This window comes from Aestuariibaculum sp. M13, assembly GCF_024723255.1.
GTDB lineage: Bacteria > Bacteroidota > Bacteroidia > Flavobacteriales > Flavobacteriaceae > Aestuariibaculum > Aestuariibaculum lutulentum.
Genome location: NZ_JANIAC010000004.1, coordinates 296,557 through 314,598, shown reverse-complemented (window position 1 = coordinate 314,598; position 18,042 = coordinate 296,557). Strand labels below are relative to the sequence as shown.

7 protein-coding genes are annotated in these 18,042 nt (G+C 35.6%); 6 read left to right on the top strand and 1 reads right to left on the bottom strand.

What is annotated here, in order from left to right; all coding sequences use genetic code 11:
• Positions 1–177 precede the first annotated feature (177 nt).
• Positions 178–4,209 carry a two-component regulator propeller domain-containing protein gene (locus NO995_RS14945; protein WP_258228199.1) on the top strand — a complete coding sequence of 1,344 codons (4,032 nt, stop codon included), beginning with the start codon at positions 178–180 and terminating at the stop codon, positions 4,207–4,209.
• 192 nt (positions 4,210–4,401) lie between these two features.
• On the top strand, positions 4,402–6,495 hold the full coding sequence (locus NO995_RS14940) for a beta-galactosidase (RefSeq protein ID WP_258228198.1): 2,094 nt from the start codon (positions 4,402–4,404) through the stop codon (positions 6,493–6,495).
• Positions 6,496–6,563: 68 nt separating this feature from the next.
• On the opposite strand, the gene NO995_RS14935 is transcribed toward NO995_RS14940, so the two are convergent.
• Positions 6,564–9,692 carry an RICIN domain-containing protein gene (locus NO995_RS14935; RefSeq protein ID WP_258228197.1) on the bottom strand — a complete coding sequence of 1,043 codons (3,129 nt, stop codon included), beginning with the start codon at positions 9,690–9,692 and terminating at the stop codon, positions 6,564–6,566.
• 219 nt (positions 9,693–9,911) lie between these two features.
• Here NO995_RS14935 and NO995_RS14930 point away from each other — a divergent pair, with 219 nt between their 5' ends.
• From NO995_RS14930 to NO995_RS14915, 4 genes are all read left to right on the top strand, one after another.
• Positions 9,912–11,528 (top strand): alpha-L-fucosidase, encoded by a 1,617-nt coding sequence (locus NO995_RS14930; protein WP_258228196.1) that lies wholly within the window; start codon positions 9,912–9,914, stop codon positions 11,526–11,528.
• 269 nt (positions 11,529–11,797) lie between these two features.
• Positions 11,798–12,166 carry a hypothetical protein gene (locus NO995_RS14925; protein ID WP_258228195.1) on the top strand — a complete coding sequence of 123 codons (369 nt, stop codon included), beginning with the start codon at positions 11,798–11,800 and terminating at the stop codon, positions 12,164–12,166.
• An 86-nt stretch (positions 12,167–12,252) separates the two neighbouring features.
• Positions 12,253–13,452 (top strand): T9SS type A sorting domain-containing protein, encoded by a 1,200-nt coding sequence (locus NO995_RS14920; protein WP_258228194.1) that lies wholly within the window; start codon positions 12,253–12,255, stop codon positions 13,450–13,452.
• A gap of 83 nt (positions 13,453–13,535) precedes the next feature.
• Positions 13,536–18,020, top strand: a complete 4,485-nt coding sequence (locus tag NO995_RS14915; protein ID WP_258228193.1) for a LamG-like jellyroll fold domain-containing protein — start codon at positions 13,536–13,538, stop codon at positions 18,018–18,020.
• Positions 18,021–18,042: the final 22 nt, after the last annotated feature.

The window sequence follows — 18,042 nt, the reverse complement described above, 5'->3', positions numbered from 1 at the left end:
TTTAAAATTTAACTCTGAGTAAAACTACCAATACGTAGTTCCGGAAGACATCGTTAATTCGTCAATCGTAGCTTGAAAACTCGTCAAACCATAATTCTGTTAAAAAGCACACGTGGAGGGCTTGTCTATTTTATTTAAATTTACATATCGACTAAACATTTCAAGCACGCTATACAAATGAATTATTGTAAACTATTTGTCATTATTTCTTTTTTTATTATTAGCTCTTTCGTAACTGCTCAAGAAATTCAAATTGAAAAATTAGGAATAGAAAAAGGACTTTCTAACAGCAACATATCCTGTATTACTCAAGATAGAGAAGGTTTTATATGGATTAGCACAAAAGATGGTTTAAATAGATTCGACGGGAGTAATTTTAAAATTTTTAAAAAAACTGACAATGAAGAAAACTCCATTTGCAGTAACATTCTCAACCATGTTTATGCTGATGAATTTGATGACGTCGTGTGGATTGGTTCAGAAAAAAATGGTGTCGATGCCTACAATTATAAAACCCATACATTTAAACATTTTGAACATAATTATGATTCACCTGAAGAAAATTCTATTAGTGCCAATGGAATCACCCATATTGATGCAGATGAAGCAGGCAATATTTGGTTCGCAACTTATGATGGCGGCATAAATGTATTAGATAAATCAAATAATAAGTTTACATATTACAATACCGATAATACTAAAGGCTTAGGATCAAACTTCAATTGGTGTCTTTACTATGATGACCCTGAAAACATATACATAGGCCATGTTAATGAAGGTTTTAGCATATTAAATTCAAAAACGAAAACGGCCATAAACTACAGACACGACCCGGAAAACCCTTCTTCACTTGTTAATAACACAGTCACTTCGATCACTAAAGATTTTAAAGGGCGTATTTGGATAGGTACCCGAGAAGGCCTCACATTATATGATCCGGCTAGTACGAAAATGATTAATTTTCAGCACAATCCAAAAAATCCAAATTCGCTATCAAACAACTTTGTTCAACAAGTCATTGAAACAAAAGAACATAAACTTTACATTGGTACTGAGGGAGGCGGATTAAATATTTTAGATTTAAACGACTTAACCTTTAACTTTAATCTATCCGATTTAAAATTTAGCCACATACTGGAATCAGACACTTCCAATGGACTATCCAGTTTATCCGTTCAAACCATTACCCAGGATTCTTTTGGAAACATTTGGCTTGGTGGACAAGGAAGTAATTTAAATTTTATTTCAAGCAAGCCAAATCAATTTAACAAAATCACCTACCTGCCATATATTTCAAACCATAATAGCTTGAACAATTCATGGGCGCATAGCCTTTGCGTTGATGCAGACCAAAATATTTGGGTTGCAAATGGCTCAGGTGGTCTGGCTATCTATAAAAATGAAAATAAAATTAGACAATACGATTATATAGATATCAATTTTAAAAATGAAAACATTATAAGTACTTACCAAGGACAGCAATACACCTGGATAGGAACATCAGACGGCAGAATTTATTACTACGATAAACAACAAAATAAATTTAACAGACTAGCCTGTTTTAGCGACATAGAAAACACGCCGGTATACTCCTTTTTTGAAGATTCTAAAAATAACATATGGATAGCTACCGATAAAGGCTTACATAAATATAATACCGAACTAAAAACCTGTGATATTTACACCGATAAGAATTCTGAGTTGCCAGATAATATCATTAGGGCTATTTCCGAAGACGGTGAGGGTAATTTGTGGGTGGGAACCTATATTGGAAACTTAAGTGTTTTTAATGAAGACTTCAATTTAATTAAAGAATACAATCCTTCGTATGCCTTTTATGCGATTAATTGCATTTATAAAGATTCTAAAAACCGCATGTGGATTGGTAGTCAAAACGACCTGTTCTTAATTAAAAACCATAACGACGACTCCATTTTACGAATAGGTGAAATTTCGGGTTTGGCCGAATCAAATATAAGAGCCATTACCGAAGGCAAAAACGAAAATACAATCTGGTTTAGCACGATTAATGGAATTAGCAAAATTGAGATTAATACCATGCATGTTACCAACTACAGTTTTAATGATGGAATTGTACATGGTGAATACCTATACAGATCTGTAGCAAAAACTAAGGATGGTAATCTGTTTTTCGGGTCTCAAAATGGAATTACCTGGTTTAATCAAGACATTGAAATTCCTTCTTTCGAATCACCAAAACCAAGTATTACAAGTATTTTAACTCCAATCAACAAAAACAACCTCAATCAATTTAAGCCTATACCTTTCAACGAAAAACTAAAACTAAACCACAACCAAAATACAATTCAAATAAAATTTAATATTCTTGATTATGCATTAACTGATATGGCCGAATTTGCTTATGAAATGAAAGGCCTCGATCAAGGATGGTTTCTATTAAAAAACGAGAGAGAAGTTACCTTTAGAAATTTAAAACCAGGAAACTATGTTTTCAATCTAAAATCGAAAATAAAAAACAGTGAATGGTCAGATCAGCTAAACACCATATTTATAGAAATCGATCCTCCTATCTGGCTTTCCTGGTGGATGAAACTTATTTATTTAATTGTTTTTTCGGCAATCTTTATTTTAGTTTCCAGATTTTACCAAAGAAAATTAAAAGTTGAAAACGCACTGATTTTAGAGAAAAAAAGCAGACAACAGGAGCATGATTTAAATGAAGACAAGCTTAAATTCTTCACAAACATTACCCATGAACTAAGAAGCCCAATGACGCTAATTCTGGGGCCTTTAGAAGACTTGATTTCTGAAAACTCCTTGACAGAAGACCAGTCGAAAAAACTTCAAATGATTCAGCGGATTGCCAATCGATTATTGAACATTGTAAACCAGATTCTTGAATTTAGAAAATCTGAAAATAAAAACAGAAAACTTAGCGTTATAAAAGACGACTTAAACCAATACATTCATGAAATTGGTATAAAATATAAAGACCTCAATCAAAACAAAGCCATTGATATTCAAATTAATGAGCCTAAACAAAAAACAGAAATGTTTTTCGACCCTAACGTTGTTACAATTATTATAGACAATCTTATTTCAAACGCTCTAAAATACACGCAAAAAGGCTCGATTACTGTAGATTTCAACAATTACTTAGAGGATAATATCGATTATACAGAAATAACCATTTCAGACACTGGTTATGGCATTTCTAAAGAAGATTTACCCCATATTTTTGACCGATACTACCAAGCCAAGAATGTTTCTCACCCGGTTAAAGGTACCGGAATAGGCTTAGCTTTAGTGAAAAATATGGTCGAATTACATGAAGCTAATATTGAAGTTTCCAGTGAGTTGAACCAAGGCACCACATTTAAAATTAAATTCTTAACCAATAACAGCTACCCCGATGCCATACATTATTACCCGGAAGAACCAGAAAATGAAGAAGATGACAAAAATGTTGTTTTAATTGTAGATGACGATCAGGATATCATTCAATATATAAAAGAATCGCTAAGCGATACTTATAAAATCATCTCTGCCGAAAATGGTAAAGTTGGTCTCGAATTGGCTAAAGAATCGATTCCTGATATCATTATTAGTGATGTCATGATGCCAATTATGGACGGTATAGACATGTGTAAACACCTAAAACAAGATATCGACACGAGTCATATTCCTGTTGTTTTATTAACGGCTAAAGTGTCTTTACATGATCAAAAAGTAGGTTACGATGTGGGGGCAGATTCCTATTTAACCAAACCGTTTAGTAGTAACCTTTTAAAAAGCAGACTCAAAAACATTATAGATACCAGAAAACAATATTCTTTAACCAGTGTTTCTAAATTTAAACAAAAACAACAACTGCTAAATGAATCGGTAGGTGAATTGGATAAGGAGTTTTTAAATAAATTAACTGAAGTAATTGAGGAAAACTTAGAAGATGAAAAAATGAACATTTCCTATGTTGCTGCACAGTTAAACATGAGCCATTCCACGTTATATAGAAAAATTAAAGCCTTAACAGATTTAACTGCCAACGAATTCATTAGAAAAGTTCGCATTAACTACGCAGAACAACTTTTAATCACCGGGCAGTTTAATATTTCTGAAATCATGTATCAGGTTGGGATTAATAGTAGTAGCTATTTCAGGCAATGTTTCAAGGAAGAATTTGGAACCAACCCAAGCGAATATCTACAAAAGCTAAAAGACAGCTAAACTAAATTTCCTTTTTTAACTTTTTGTAAAGCCGTATGAACATACCTCATTCGGCTTTTTTTATTCCTCCTTTATAAATGACCAATTACTAATTCCTTATTGGCGAATTTCAGATGCTCTTTCGATTTATATTTCCTTACAATTGATACGCTTGTAAATTTTCAATTCAACTAACTATTTAATAATTAAAATATGAAACTATTAAAACTAATTATCACCCCTATTGTTTTGCTGATATTCCAGTCTACCATAGGGCAAAATTATAAGCAAGACCACTTATATTACGGCGTTGCTTATTACGACGAATACATGCCATACGAACGTTTACAAAAAGACATTGACATGATGAAAGATGCCAATATCAATTTCGTTCGTATTGCAGAATCCACCTGGAGCACCGTTGAACCTCAGGATGGTGTTTATGATTTTTCCAGTATCGACAGGGTATTAGATGCCATGTATAAAAATGGCATTGGTGTCATCTTCGGGACTCCTTCTTACGCCATCCCTGCGTGGTTAGCACATAAACATCCCGAAATTTTGGCCACTACACCAGATGGAAATACAAACGTTTACGGGCCACGTCAAAACATGGATATATCACATGAAACTTATCGTTTTTATGCAGAACGTGTTATTCGTAAAATGATGGAGCATGTAAAAGATCATCCGGGCATTATAGGATATCAGGTAGACAATGAAACCAAACACTTTAATACCGCTGGAGAACCAGTTCAAGAAAAATTTGTCGCTTATATGAAAGACAAATTTAAATCTTTAGATAGCATCAACACGAAATACGGTTTAGACTATTGGAGTAACCGCATAAATTCCTGGGAAGAGTTTCCTTCGGTTAACGGCACCATAAATGCCAGTTTAAGATCGGAATTTGAACATTTTCAACGCTTGTTAGTTACAGATTTCCTTACCTGGCAAGCTAATATTGTACGTGAATATTCAAAACCAAATCAATTTGTGACACATAATCATGACTTGGAATGGCGAGGCTACTCATTTGGTATGCAACCCGATGCCGATCATTTTGAAATTGACCAAGCCATGGATGTTGTTGGTATTGATATTTACCATCCAACTCAAGACCATTTAACAGGCATTGAAATCTCATTTGGCGGCGATATGGCACGCTCCTTTAAAAACGGGAACAGTTACTTTGTTATTGAAACAGAAGCTCAAGGTTTTGCAAAATGGACTCCCTATCCAGGGCAATTGCGTTTACAGGCCTTCAGCCATTTAGCCTCAGGAGCTTCCATGGTTGGGTACTGGCATTGGCACTCCTTACACAACGCCATTGAAACCTACTGGAAAGGGTTATTAAGTCACGATTTTGAACCCAACCCAACATATAACGAAGCCAAAACTATTGGGGCAGACTTTAAACGTTTAAATGACCATCTTCTAGGATTAAAAAAGAAAAATGATGTTGCCTTTTTTGTGAGTAATGAAGCTATGACGGGGTTTGACGACTTTAGCTTTGGCTGGTTCAGTTCTGAAAAATACAACGACATTGTGCGTCCGTTTTATGATGCGCTTTATAAAATGAACGTTGGCGTTGATTTTGTAGACCCTTCAACCATTGAAAAGCTAAGTAATTATAAAATGATTATTGTTCCAGTCTTATATGCTGCCTCTAATGATATCCTGAATACCTTGAATAAGTATGTTGAAAATGGAGGTCGAATTGTATATACTTTTAAATCTGGTTTTTCTGATGAAAATGTAAAAGTTCGGCATACCAAACAACCCGGAATAATACAAAAAGCGACAGGAAATTACTATAGTCAATTTGCCAGACCTGAACATGCATCTATTAAAGGTGACAACTACGGATTAAACGAAAACGATGAAGAAGTTAAATACTTTATGGAGCTTCTTACCACCGACGACAACACGCAAGTATTAGCCTATTACGACCACCCTTTCTGGGGTCAATATGCTGCAATTACCGAAAACCAATACGGAAATGGTGTTGCTACGTATATTGGATTTATGCCTGGTGACAAACTCATAACCGAAATTTTAACAGACCAGCTTAAAAAAGCTAATCTTTGGGGCATTGATCAGGAATTGGAATATCCTCTTATTACAAAATCTGGAACTAACAGACAGGGTAAAACGATTCGATATTTCCTTAATTATTCTCAAGAAAAACAATCGTTTAAATATCAATATAGAAAAGGAATAGAGCTTCTTTACGGAGCAAAAATTCAACATAATCAAACTTTAGATCTCGAACCCTGGGGTGTTAAAATTATAGAAGAAAACTAAAATCTAGTTCCATTAAAAAAAGCTGCATGAATTACCATGCAGCTTTTTTATTTTCTTTTATTTTCTAATTACTTTTTTATAATCTTTTTTGTTACCTGTGATTCTTCGGTCGTTACATGTAACAAATAAATTCCTAAATTCAGTTGACTCATATCCAATTCATAAGTATTGGCTCCTAAAGCCGTTTTACTTACAAATATTAGCCTACCATTTAAGTCCATTATATTTATTCCTGATGGCTCTTTACTAAACTTAACAGTTAATCTACCTGATGTAGGATTAGGAAAAACAGACAAGTCTAAAAGTGCTGTTGTATCTTCTTCTAAACTTAAAGTCTTTGTGTTTACAGATGATTTTGCACTACTTGAACAATTATAAGTCATTTGAGAATCATTATATGCTAAACTACTATGAGTGGCATCACTAATACAAAAGTTAACAACTACACCTCCTTTGGCGGTAGATGATGTTTGAAAGCTAACAACACCATTAGAACCTGAAATTCCAGTTACGGATTCATTCCATGTACCTGAAAAATATCCAGTTACAGTGGCTCCAACAACAGGGTTAGATAAATCATCTACTAACACAACCTCAGCAGAACCATACTTACTTCCTTTTCCTGCACCTATAGTTCCTGTAACAACAGATTGCACACTAAACGTAGTCGCCTCACCAACTGTAATTCCTGCCAAATCTGCAATTTCGGTAGCAGACAATGGATAATTGTAAACTCTAAAATCATCAACTGAAGCATTTAATGCCGGATCTGGATACTGACTTCTTCCTATATAATTCTGGATAGGTTTAAAATCATTAGGACTCAAAACAAAGCCTGCATTGCTATCAACCAAACCTCCATTAACATACAAAGCGGCTCCATTTGCACCTAAAGTTACTGCGACATGCGTCCACTCTCCTGTTGCAATACTTGGGCCATAAAGATTTTCTTCGGCGCCATTATACTTAATTCCATATTGAATACCTCCTGTCCATGAATCTGGTGTTAAAAACATATATTCATCTGTACCATTTCCGAAATCAAAAACACGTTGCCATTGGCCACCACCATTATAGTAAATCCAAGCGGCAACTGTAATTTCCTGATGACTGGCAATATCTGCGGGAAGCTGAACAAAATCTTCAGCACCATCTAAATTAATTGATCCAGACCCCACTTTTCCAACACCATATGAAGGTTCACCATAAGTTGCACCGTGATTTAGGTTAACCGAGCTATCTAAAGCATTTCCATCAAAACTAATTTCTGTAACAATACTATTCGCTCCAGTTGCCTTAGCCGAAACCTGATTTGAATAATCCGAACGGTTTAACGAACCATCAATCGCTCTAATTTGATAAAAATATGGCACCCCTTCTAATGCAGTATTATCGACAAATGAGTTTGCAGTTACATTTCTGGCTATGGTATTGTAAGCGCCATTGGCACTTTCAGCTCTAAAAATAGTGTACCCTGCAACATCACTTTCTGAATTAGCTGTCCAATCTAGTTTAATTGAAGAGCCCTGAGCTGTTGCTACTAAATTAGCTGGCGCATTAGGCGGATTAAATTCAATAGGAGCACCAACAGGAAGGAAACGCCATTGCTGATCATAACTACCATCTTTACCCCATTGCACCACATTAGTTCCTTCAATATCAAGACATTTTGAACTTTCTCTGCTTCGAATATAAAACCAGCCATCTTCAGCATAATCTAAATACCATTGCTGATTTCCATATTGCCCGGCAGACCATTGGTGAATATTACCCCCATCATCCAGACTAAAGCCACTAAGATCTAAATACTTTGTACTACTTGAAGCCGGTTGAAATTTAAAATAACTAAAATCACCCCCTACTCGGCTATCTACAGGCGTTACATCCCACTGTTGTGTTGTTGCTCCAGAATAACTTAACAGGCCTACATTCGATCCGTCCTGAGCAGCATTACCTTCAATACTCATGACCTGTCCGTTTGCTCTGTTTACCAAAACATAACGTCCGTCGATTACAGGCTGAATATCGTCTCCCCAGGTAATATTTATAACGCGTTCTGCGTTGGTTTGACCATTACCATAACTTCCAGGTGCACCTCCGGGCATTTCCAATACAAATTCACGTTGTGGTCCATAACCATCATAATAAACTGCACGATCTTTAGATATGTAATTGAATGTTGTTGTTACAGCCTGTCTTTCGGAAGTTCCTCCAAAAGCCTGTATTTTCCCTTCCGGTGAACGATATACCGCAGCGGCAGTCCAGTTTGCTCTATGTTCTGCATACCCTAAACGCTGACCATCAAAAGCCTTTACCATCTCACCACTAGCTAAGTCAATATCTGCCCACCAAATTCCAGTTTGCATACCATATTCATAGCCAACTAAAGCTTCAACAATATTGTGTAGTTCATCAAGAGAAGCATGATGTCCATTAGATCTTACACTTTGTAAAAAACTAGCATAACCATCAAAACTCCCCGCCAACTGATGCGTATTTCCTTCATCAACACCTGCAGGTATTAAATAATCATACCAGCCTTGTGCTTCATCACAGTTTAAAGTATTCCCTCCAGAAAGACGTACATTATTAAAAAGAGGATTATTATTCAATAAGGCAGTAATGTCATACATATCTTGAGCAGAACCTTGTCCCCATCCATAATCTGGTTCATTAAATGCGCCTACGGTTATAACATTGTGCCCTGCATCTAAATACCTTTGTGTTGATACCTCAATTAACTTTTCCCATCGTGCCGGGTATCCCACATAATATGGATCGACAGAAGGATGATCACAATTCAACGCCAAATCTGTGTTTGGACCAACGTAGGTATTTATAAGATATAGTCGATAATTTAAATCGTCAATCTGTTCTTGAGTTAAATCGGTATCATTCACCAAGGGAAAGGTTGGTTGAAATGAAGCCCTCACAATATCGATTTGATCTAAACCCATAAAAAGAATATTACGACGAAAGGCTTGTTCATTTGCCCAGGCCAAATCTGCACCAAACTCCACAGTTTTTGATATACCTGTATCCGTAATATCGAAAGGAACTGAGCGATCTGCAGCAGGTTGGGCAACCAGATTATCACTCGAACTTGCCGTTTGAGCATGAATCTTTGCAATTGAAATTTCTAGCAATGTTAGAACCGCAAAAAACGCGATTTCCTTAAATGTAATTTGTTTTAACATAATTAATTAGTTTAGTTTAGTTCTTTCCTAAAAGGAATTTCCTTTTACGGCACTTTACAAAGTTGACTAGATACTGAACAAAACAGCGACACGAATCGTTCAATTTAACATCACAAATTCTTCAATCTATTGAACAACAAGTATTATCAAGAGATGAAGTTGTAATTTCGTTCTTGTAAACATCAAACTAAATAAACTTTAGACATCCTATTATTTGAAATGAAAAACTTAATAATTACCATCTCGCTCATCATTAGCATAACCTCATGTAAAGATCAAACTCAAAAAAAACCAGACACAAATACATTTGAACCGAACTGGAGCTCCTTACAACACTATGAAACTCCTGAATGGTTTAGAGATGCCAAATTTGGAATATGGGCACATTGGGGGCCTCAATGTCAGCCTGAATCGGGAGATTGGTATGGCAGACACATGTATAGCCAGGGACATTGGCAATATAATTCGCATATTAAACAATATGGACATCCGTCTAAATTTGGTTTTAAAGATGTTATCAATGAATGGAAAGCCGAAAAATGGAATCCAGAAAAACTGGTTGCTCTTTATAAACGTGCTGGTGCTCGTTACTTTTTTGCTATGGGAAACCATCATGATAACCTAGATTTATGGGATAGTAAATACCAAAAATGGAATTCTGTTGCAGTAGGCCCTAAAAAAGATATCCTAACAGGATGGAAACAAGCCGCTAAAAATAATGGATTACCTTTTGGTGTTAGCATCCATTCATCCCATGCCTGGAGATGGTATGAAACATCTCAAATGAGCGACAGCGAAGGGAAATATAAAGGAATCCCTTATGACGGAACCCTAACAAAAGAAGATGGCATAGGGCAATGGTGGGAAGGTCTTGACCCACAAAACCTTTATGCTCAAAATCATGATTTAAGCACAAACAGTGAAGACTTAAACAGCATTATGGAACAGTGGGATTGGAATCATGGATCTAGTATACCTACAAAAGAGTATTGCACAAATTTTTACAATCGTACCATAGATATGATAGACCAATTTCAACCCGATTTAATCTATTTTGATGATACTGCACTCCCCCTATGGCCCTTTAGCAATGTTGGTTTAGATATTGCTGCCCATTATTATAACTCAAACATGAAACAACATCAAGGTAAATTAGAAGCTGTTTTATTTGGTAAAATCTTAAGCGATCAACAAAAAGAATGCATGGTTTGGGACGTAGAACGTGGTGCACCGAATGATATTCAGGATAAGCCATGGCAAACCTGTACTTGCATCGGGGCATGGCATTACGACAGAGAGATATATAATAGTAATAGCTATAAATCGGCCAAAACAGTAACCCAAATGCTGGTTGATATTGTTAGTAAAAACGGAAATCTTCTGTTAAGTATACCTATAAGAGGAGATGGATCCATCGACGAACATGAATTAAAAATTGTAGAAGATATTACAAAATGGATGGATATTAATAGTGAATGCATTTATGACACCAGACCATGGCATATTTATGGAGAAGGTCCAAAAACTGAACGTTCTAATCCATTAAAAGAACAAGGCTTCAATGAAGAACAAGGCATTCCCTATACAGATAAGGATGTCAGATTTACTAAAAAAGGCGATGCCCTGTTTGCCATTATTATGGAACTGCCCGAAAACAATATCCCTATAAAAATCAAATCACTATCCACCAAAAACCCGTATTTACAAATTAATAATCGAAATGTACAACTTCTTGGAGGGGATATTAAATCCTTTAATTTCTCTTCAGATGGATTAATTATTGAATTAACTGAAAACCAAAAATTAATAGCGCCTTTAGTATTTAAAATTCAATAGCATATTGTAAACATCTAATCATTTAATTTCCATTGCCCTAAACCCTCATATCATAAAATATAGAGGGTTTTCATTTTTCCATTCCTTGCTTAACCTATTATGTTAAACCTTGCATAAAAATTACACCACCCCTTTAAAAATCCATTTGACTGATTTGTAAATCTCTCTTGATGAATTTCAGACGGTCCTTTTAAGAATCTAATACTAATATTGAGAAAACGTTTCAGATAAAGGGAAATGAGCAATTAATTTATAAGAATGCTTTCAATATGAAAATAATAATGTTTGAATGGGATATTGCAAAAGGGAAAAAGTTGAATGGTAAGAATTTAATGATTGGACAACATTTGCCTAATCAAGAAACAAAACATTCAGTTTCAAAAGAAATTTATGGAATATCTATTGACTTAGTTGATGACTCGAAAAAAAACAAACTTAAAAGATTTTCATGTTCAGACAAGTACATTACCGGTAAGCCAGCAGAAATATCAAAAAAGGAAGCAAGAACATTACTCATTAAGGAAATAGACAAAGCACTCGATTTAATGTTTGACAACCAACATATAACCAACACAAACCGAGACTTAAATATTTACAATCTAGTAGAAGATAAAGATGAAACTGAATTCGTGTTATAACCCCAATTTACCAGACCAAACTAAACCTAATAAGTGTAAAAATGGAGAACTAAACAATCTATTAACCATTTTAAATTTTAATTATTATGAAAAAACAATTACACTATTATCAAATTACAAGTAAGCAAGTTCCTTTGTTAATCATGCTTATGCTTTGTTCATTAAGCATTCTACACGCCCAAAGTAAAATCTCGGGAACTCTAATCGGGTTCGAAGAGACCTATAACAATTGTACCTCTTGTGGTAAGGATCGTGCGATTGATGGTGATTTAAATACTTGGGGAAGTTCCGCAGAGGGCGCAGGTTTTATAGGCTATGATTACGGAGAGACGGGCATTGTACTAACTAATTTTAAATATGCTCCGGATGCAAATCATGTGAACCGTATGGTTAACTCCGAATTACGCGCATCAAATGACCCCAATTACCTGAACAATTATGTAACTCTACATACTATAACTTCTGCTCCAGCAATAGGAATTCTAACAGATGTAGCAATAGGCCCGGGACCTAGCTATCGTTTTATATACTGGTATTCCCCATCTTGGGGGTATGCCAGTGTTTCAGAACTTGAATTTCACGATTCAAATGGAGAGGCAACTGGAGACCTTATTGGACATGATGGCTCTTGGGATGGTGTAAACAATTTAAAAACAAATGCATTTGATAAGAATTTTAATACTGTAGTTGATTCACCTCCATCTGGTATTAGTTTTATTGGTTATGACTTTGGCGAAGGAATGGGTGCACAATTAAGCAGTTGGAAATACGCCCCTCGACCAAATGGAAATGAATATCGTATGACCAAATGTGAAGTACGTGGATCAAATGGTCCAGATATTTTTAACGATTATACCGTTTTAGCGACTTTAGATTGGGGCGAAGCAGATGGATTAGGAGGCACATTAACCGAGCAAGTAATTTCTGATACAGGTCTTTACCGTTATGTATATTGGTATCCGATAAGAGGTGACTCTTTCGGTGAAATCGCAGAATTAGAGTTCTGGGGTAATACCGCAACCTTATCTACTCAAAATTCAGAAATCAAAAACACTTATTCATTATACCCTAATCCATTAAATGGAAAAAGCTTTAAAGTAACCTTAAATGGCTCAAGTGTTGGATCAAAAATTAACATAAAAATATATAGCATTTTAGGAAAAGAAGTGTTTAATCAAAATTTTGTTCCTACTTCCAAAACAATTGAGGTAAACCAAAATTTAAATTCTGGTATTTATATCGTAAAAGTTAACGATAAAGCCACATCAAAATTAATTGTAAAATAACATCTCTTTTTAAATAAAGTTAACATTGCACATTTTAAAACTCCTCAATTATTTTGAGATTGAGGAGTTTTTATCTCCAAAAAATGATGAAAATCTCTAAGAAATTATCAAAAATAATTTGCCTTACCATTATCTTCCTTTTAGTTTCATTTCTATCGATACAAGCTCAAACTAACAGTCTTCCTGTTACCGAAATTACTATAAACACCACCCTTGGCCAAAATATTGATACGTCATGGAAGCAATTATTTAACTTTGAATGGAAATTTCAATTAGGTGATTTTCAAATTGATGAATCCACTCCTATTAATGATGCAGCGTGGAGAGCTGTTAATTTACCACATGATTATAGTATTGAAGGAAAAACCTCTGCAGGCAACCCTATGGGTAATGATGGCGGTTATTTTCCAGCCGGCACAGGTTGGTATCAAAAACATTTTCAAGTTCCGGCAGAATGGCAGAACAAACAAATTTCTATCTATTTTGAAGGTGTTTACATGAACTCTGATGTATATATAAATGGTGTTTCCTTAGGCAACCGTCCTTATGGATACTCTTCATTCTATTACGACCTTACCGCCTACCTTAACATAACCGGAAACAATACGATATCTGTTCGTGTTGACAATTCACAACACAAAAACAGCCGCTGGTATAGCGGTTCTGGTATTTACAGAAATGTTTGGCTTTTAGCAAAAGGAAATGTTCAAGTCCCTCACTGGGAATCTTCAATCAAAACAACTAATGTAAGTGCTTCTCAAGCAACAGTAAATATAAAAACATTAGTAAAAAATACCACGAACACTACAAAAAACGTTGTTTTATCATCTCAAATTGAAGGCGAAGGTTCAACTGAAAGTAATATACAAATAGCGGCAAATTCTGAGCAAACTGTAGAACAAACTATAGTCGTTAATAATCCGTTTTTATGGTCTACAGATGATCCCAATTTATACAAAGCCACAATACAAGTCCTTGAAAGCAATGTCGTTCTAGACGAAACAAAACACACCTTTGGTATACGTTCTATTGACTTTAGTCTTGAAAATGGATTTTTACTTAATGGCGAACCTATGTTAATTAACGGCGGCTGCGTACATCATGACAACGGCTGTTTAGGCGCCAAAGCTTATAATAGAGCTGAAGAACGAAAAGCAGAATTACTAAAATCTGCCGGATTTAATGCCGTTCGCACAGCACACAACCCGCCTTCCGAGGCTTTTCTCGACGCCTGTGATCGTATTGGCCTACTGGTTATTGACGAATCTTTTGATGGCTGGCGTGTAAGTAAAACAACTTACGATTATGCTATGTTCTTTGATCAGTGGGCTATTCAAGATGTACAGGATATGGTACGTCGCGACCAAAACCACCCATCTATTATCATGTGGAGTATTGGTAATGAAATTATTGAACGTACCTCTACAGATGCTGTAAACACAGCAAGAATGTTATCTAATGCAGTTAAAGAGGTAGATACAACACGCCCTGTATCCTCTGCTATGACCACTTGGGGACAAGGTTGGGAAATATTTGACCCACTTATGGCAGAGCATGATGTTTGCGGTTACAATTACCAGATGCACGAAGCAGAAGCAGACCATCAACGTGTTCCAGATAGAATCATCTTTCAATCAGAATCTTACCCTAAAGATGCGTTTTACAACTGGAATATGTCACAGCAACACAGCTATATTCTAGGTGATTTTGTTTGGACAGCGATGGATTACCTCGGCGAATCCGGTATTGGACGTTACTACTATACGGGAGATACTCCTGGAGAACATTGGGATGCGAATCACTTTCCCTGGCATGGTGCCTATTGTGGGGATATTGACCTTATTGGTCATAGAAAACCTATTTCCTATTACCGCGAAATGTTATATAATGATAACAGAAAATTATATATGGCTGTTAAGGAACCAGCTCCTCTAGACGGTAGAGAGATTCACGAAACCTCTTGGTCTGTTTGGCCTACTTGGGAAAGTTGGACTTGGGATGGTTACGAAGGACTAAATATTGATGTGGAAATCTATTCAAAATACCCTAAGGTACGTTTATACTTAAACGATGTCCTTATTGGAGAAAAAAACACAAGCATTAATGAGGAATTTAAAACAGTATTTACACTGCCTTATCAACCAGGTACATTAAAAGCTGTTGGAGTTGAAGATGGTAACGAAGTTGAGACAACCATTTTAAAAACTGCTGGTGAAGCTACCAAAATTAAGCTTACTGCAGATAGACCTGACATACAAGCCGATGGACAAGATCTAGTTTATATAACCGTTGAACTAACAGATGCTGAAGGAAATATTCAACCTAATACAGATGAAAGACTGACTTTCGTAGTTGAAGGCGGCGGAGAAATTATTGGAGTTGATAATGCCAATCTTCAAGACATCGATTATTACATGGCTTCAACAAGGAAAACCTGGAAAGGTAGAGCTTTGGTTGTTGTTAAAAGTGATGGAAACGGTAGTGATATTACCCTAAAAGTAGGCTCTGCAGAATTAATGGCTGCAACCTTAGATAATATAGAACTTTCTGTATCAGCTCTAGATCCTATTTTTGATCCTGCAATAAAAGAATATACCGTCTATGTCGCTCAAGGCACAACTAGTATTGATGTAACAGGCATACCAACAGCTTCAAGTGCTACAGTATTAGGAAACGGTACTGCTACTTTAGTAAACGGTGTTGCCAACGTTAATCTAGAAGTTACCTCCCCTGATGGAAATACAACCGAAATTTATATTGTTAATATACAAGAAGTGGATGGTACCAACTTTGCCATGTATTTACCTGGAGGCAATGGTTATAATAGTAACATCAAAATTTCACGGCTAGAACTCAATTCTTTGCCTTTTACTATGGAAGTCTGGTTTAAACCTGAAGGCTCACAAACCTCTCGTTCTGGATTATTATTTGGAAGAAATCCTGCAAACAATGACAATGGAGGTATTCAGTATCTGGATAATAATAACATCATAGGTATGAGTAATTCGTCTGATGACTGGGATGGTATCAGTCCCGGGCAAGCAGCACCCGACCAATGGCATCATATCGCGTTTGTTGTAAATAGTAATTCACGTCGCATTTATTTAGATGGTATTGAAACCTCACAAAATGATGTTAATATTGCGGTAGATTATTCTGCGAGCAATGTCTATATAGGATTCGACAATGTTGGTACTGATCGCGCATTTAAAGGTATAATTGATGAAGTACGTGTATGGAATACAGAACTTACCTATGAAACGATAGAGGCTAATGCCCTTAAAGTTTTAAAAGGTGACGAAGCCAACCTTATTGGGTATTGGCATTTCGATTTACCCAATAAGTCTCAGGCCGTTGACATGACCAATAACAACCACGGTGTTATAACAGGAGGGATCTATGTGCCTTCATTCAAGCGTAACAATTTAAACTTAACAAGCCTTTCTATATCAGACGAAAATGGTTTTGTTAAGCAATTCGATCCAAGTTTAACTGAGCATCATGTTTTATTACCTGTAGGCACAACTTCAGTCAATATTGATGCTACAGCCGAAGACCCAAACACTAACTTATCCGGAATCGGAACCATCAATATAGAAGATCATGGAACCCTAACTATAACCATAAACTCTGAGGACGGTCTTGAATCGAGTGAACATACTATTAAATATATTGTTGATGTTGATAATTGTACACTAATGCATTCATACCCTTTTAATGACGGGACAGCTAATGACACTGTCGGCAATGCAGATGGAGTAATTTTTGGCGGAGCAATTGAAAATGGATTATACACTACTTATAATCAAGGCGATTTTATTAATCTACCTGGTAATGATATTGAAATAAACACATACCCATCCATTACTATTGAATCTTTCGTTACTGCAGGATTAAATAATGCTGCATTCACCATGTTAAGCTATTTTGGAAATACAACCGGGTCTTTTGGAACCAATCATTATTATACCACTCTGATTAATGGAGGGCAAAGTAGTACGGCTATATCTTGTGGTAATTTCAATGCACCCTGGAACAATGAAACTAGAGTAAATGGAGCTGTACTGAACGATGGAAAAACATATCATTTAATTAGTAAGATAGACCAAGAAAACATCTCTTGGTATATTAACGGTATATTAATCGATCAAAAAACTCTGGCATCCCATAATTCCATTCAATTACTCGATAATACCTTGGTCTATTTATGCAAAAGTGGATATGCCAATGATGCGACATGGATTGGTTCTATTGATGAATTTAATATTTATAAAGGCATCATGACTGCCGAAACTATAGCCTTCAGAGCCAAAAACGTACCATTGTCAACTACAACATGGAATCCTGATTTTTTAATTTATCCTACAGTATCTCAATCTGGAAAATTCACTATTAAAACCAATGGCACATTAACCCAAATTAGTGTTTACGATCTGGTTGGAAGAAAAATAAAACAATTTTCGAGTAGCTCAAATGAAATAATATTAAATTTATACACCTCACAAATGTACCTTGTTAAAGTCCAATCTGAAGGTTTTACAAAACTTTTTAAAATATTTAAGATCTAATATTACTTGAGACTCAAATAAT

Coding starts and splice junctions, on each gene's coding strand:
- NO995_RS14915 (WP_258228193.1), top strand. CDS start 13,536: ATGATGAAAATCTCTAAGAAATTATCAAAAATAATTTGCCTTACCATT.
- NO995_RS14935 (WP_258228197.1), bottom strand. CDS start 9,692: ATGTTAAAACAAATTACATTTAAGGAAATCGCGTTTTTTGCGGTTCTA.
- NO995_RS14940 (WP_258228198.1), top strand. CDS start 4,402: ATGAAACTATTAAAACTAATTATCACCCCTATTGTTTTGCTGATATTC.
- NO995_RS14945 (WP_258228199.1), top strand. CDS start 178: ATGAATTATTGTAAACTATTTGTCATTATTTCTTTTTTTATTATTAGC.
- NO995_RS14920 (WP_258228194.1), top strand. CDS start 12,253: ATGAAAAAACAATTACACTATTATCAAATTACAAGTAAGCAAGTTCCT.
- NO995_RS14930 (WP_258228196.1), top strand. CDS start 9,912: ATGAAAAACTTAATAATTACCATCTCGCTCATCATTAGCATAACCTCA.
- NO995_RS14925 (WP_258228195.1), top strand. CDS start 11,798: ATGAAAATAATAATGTTTGAATGGGATATTGCAAAAGGGAAAAAGTTG.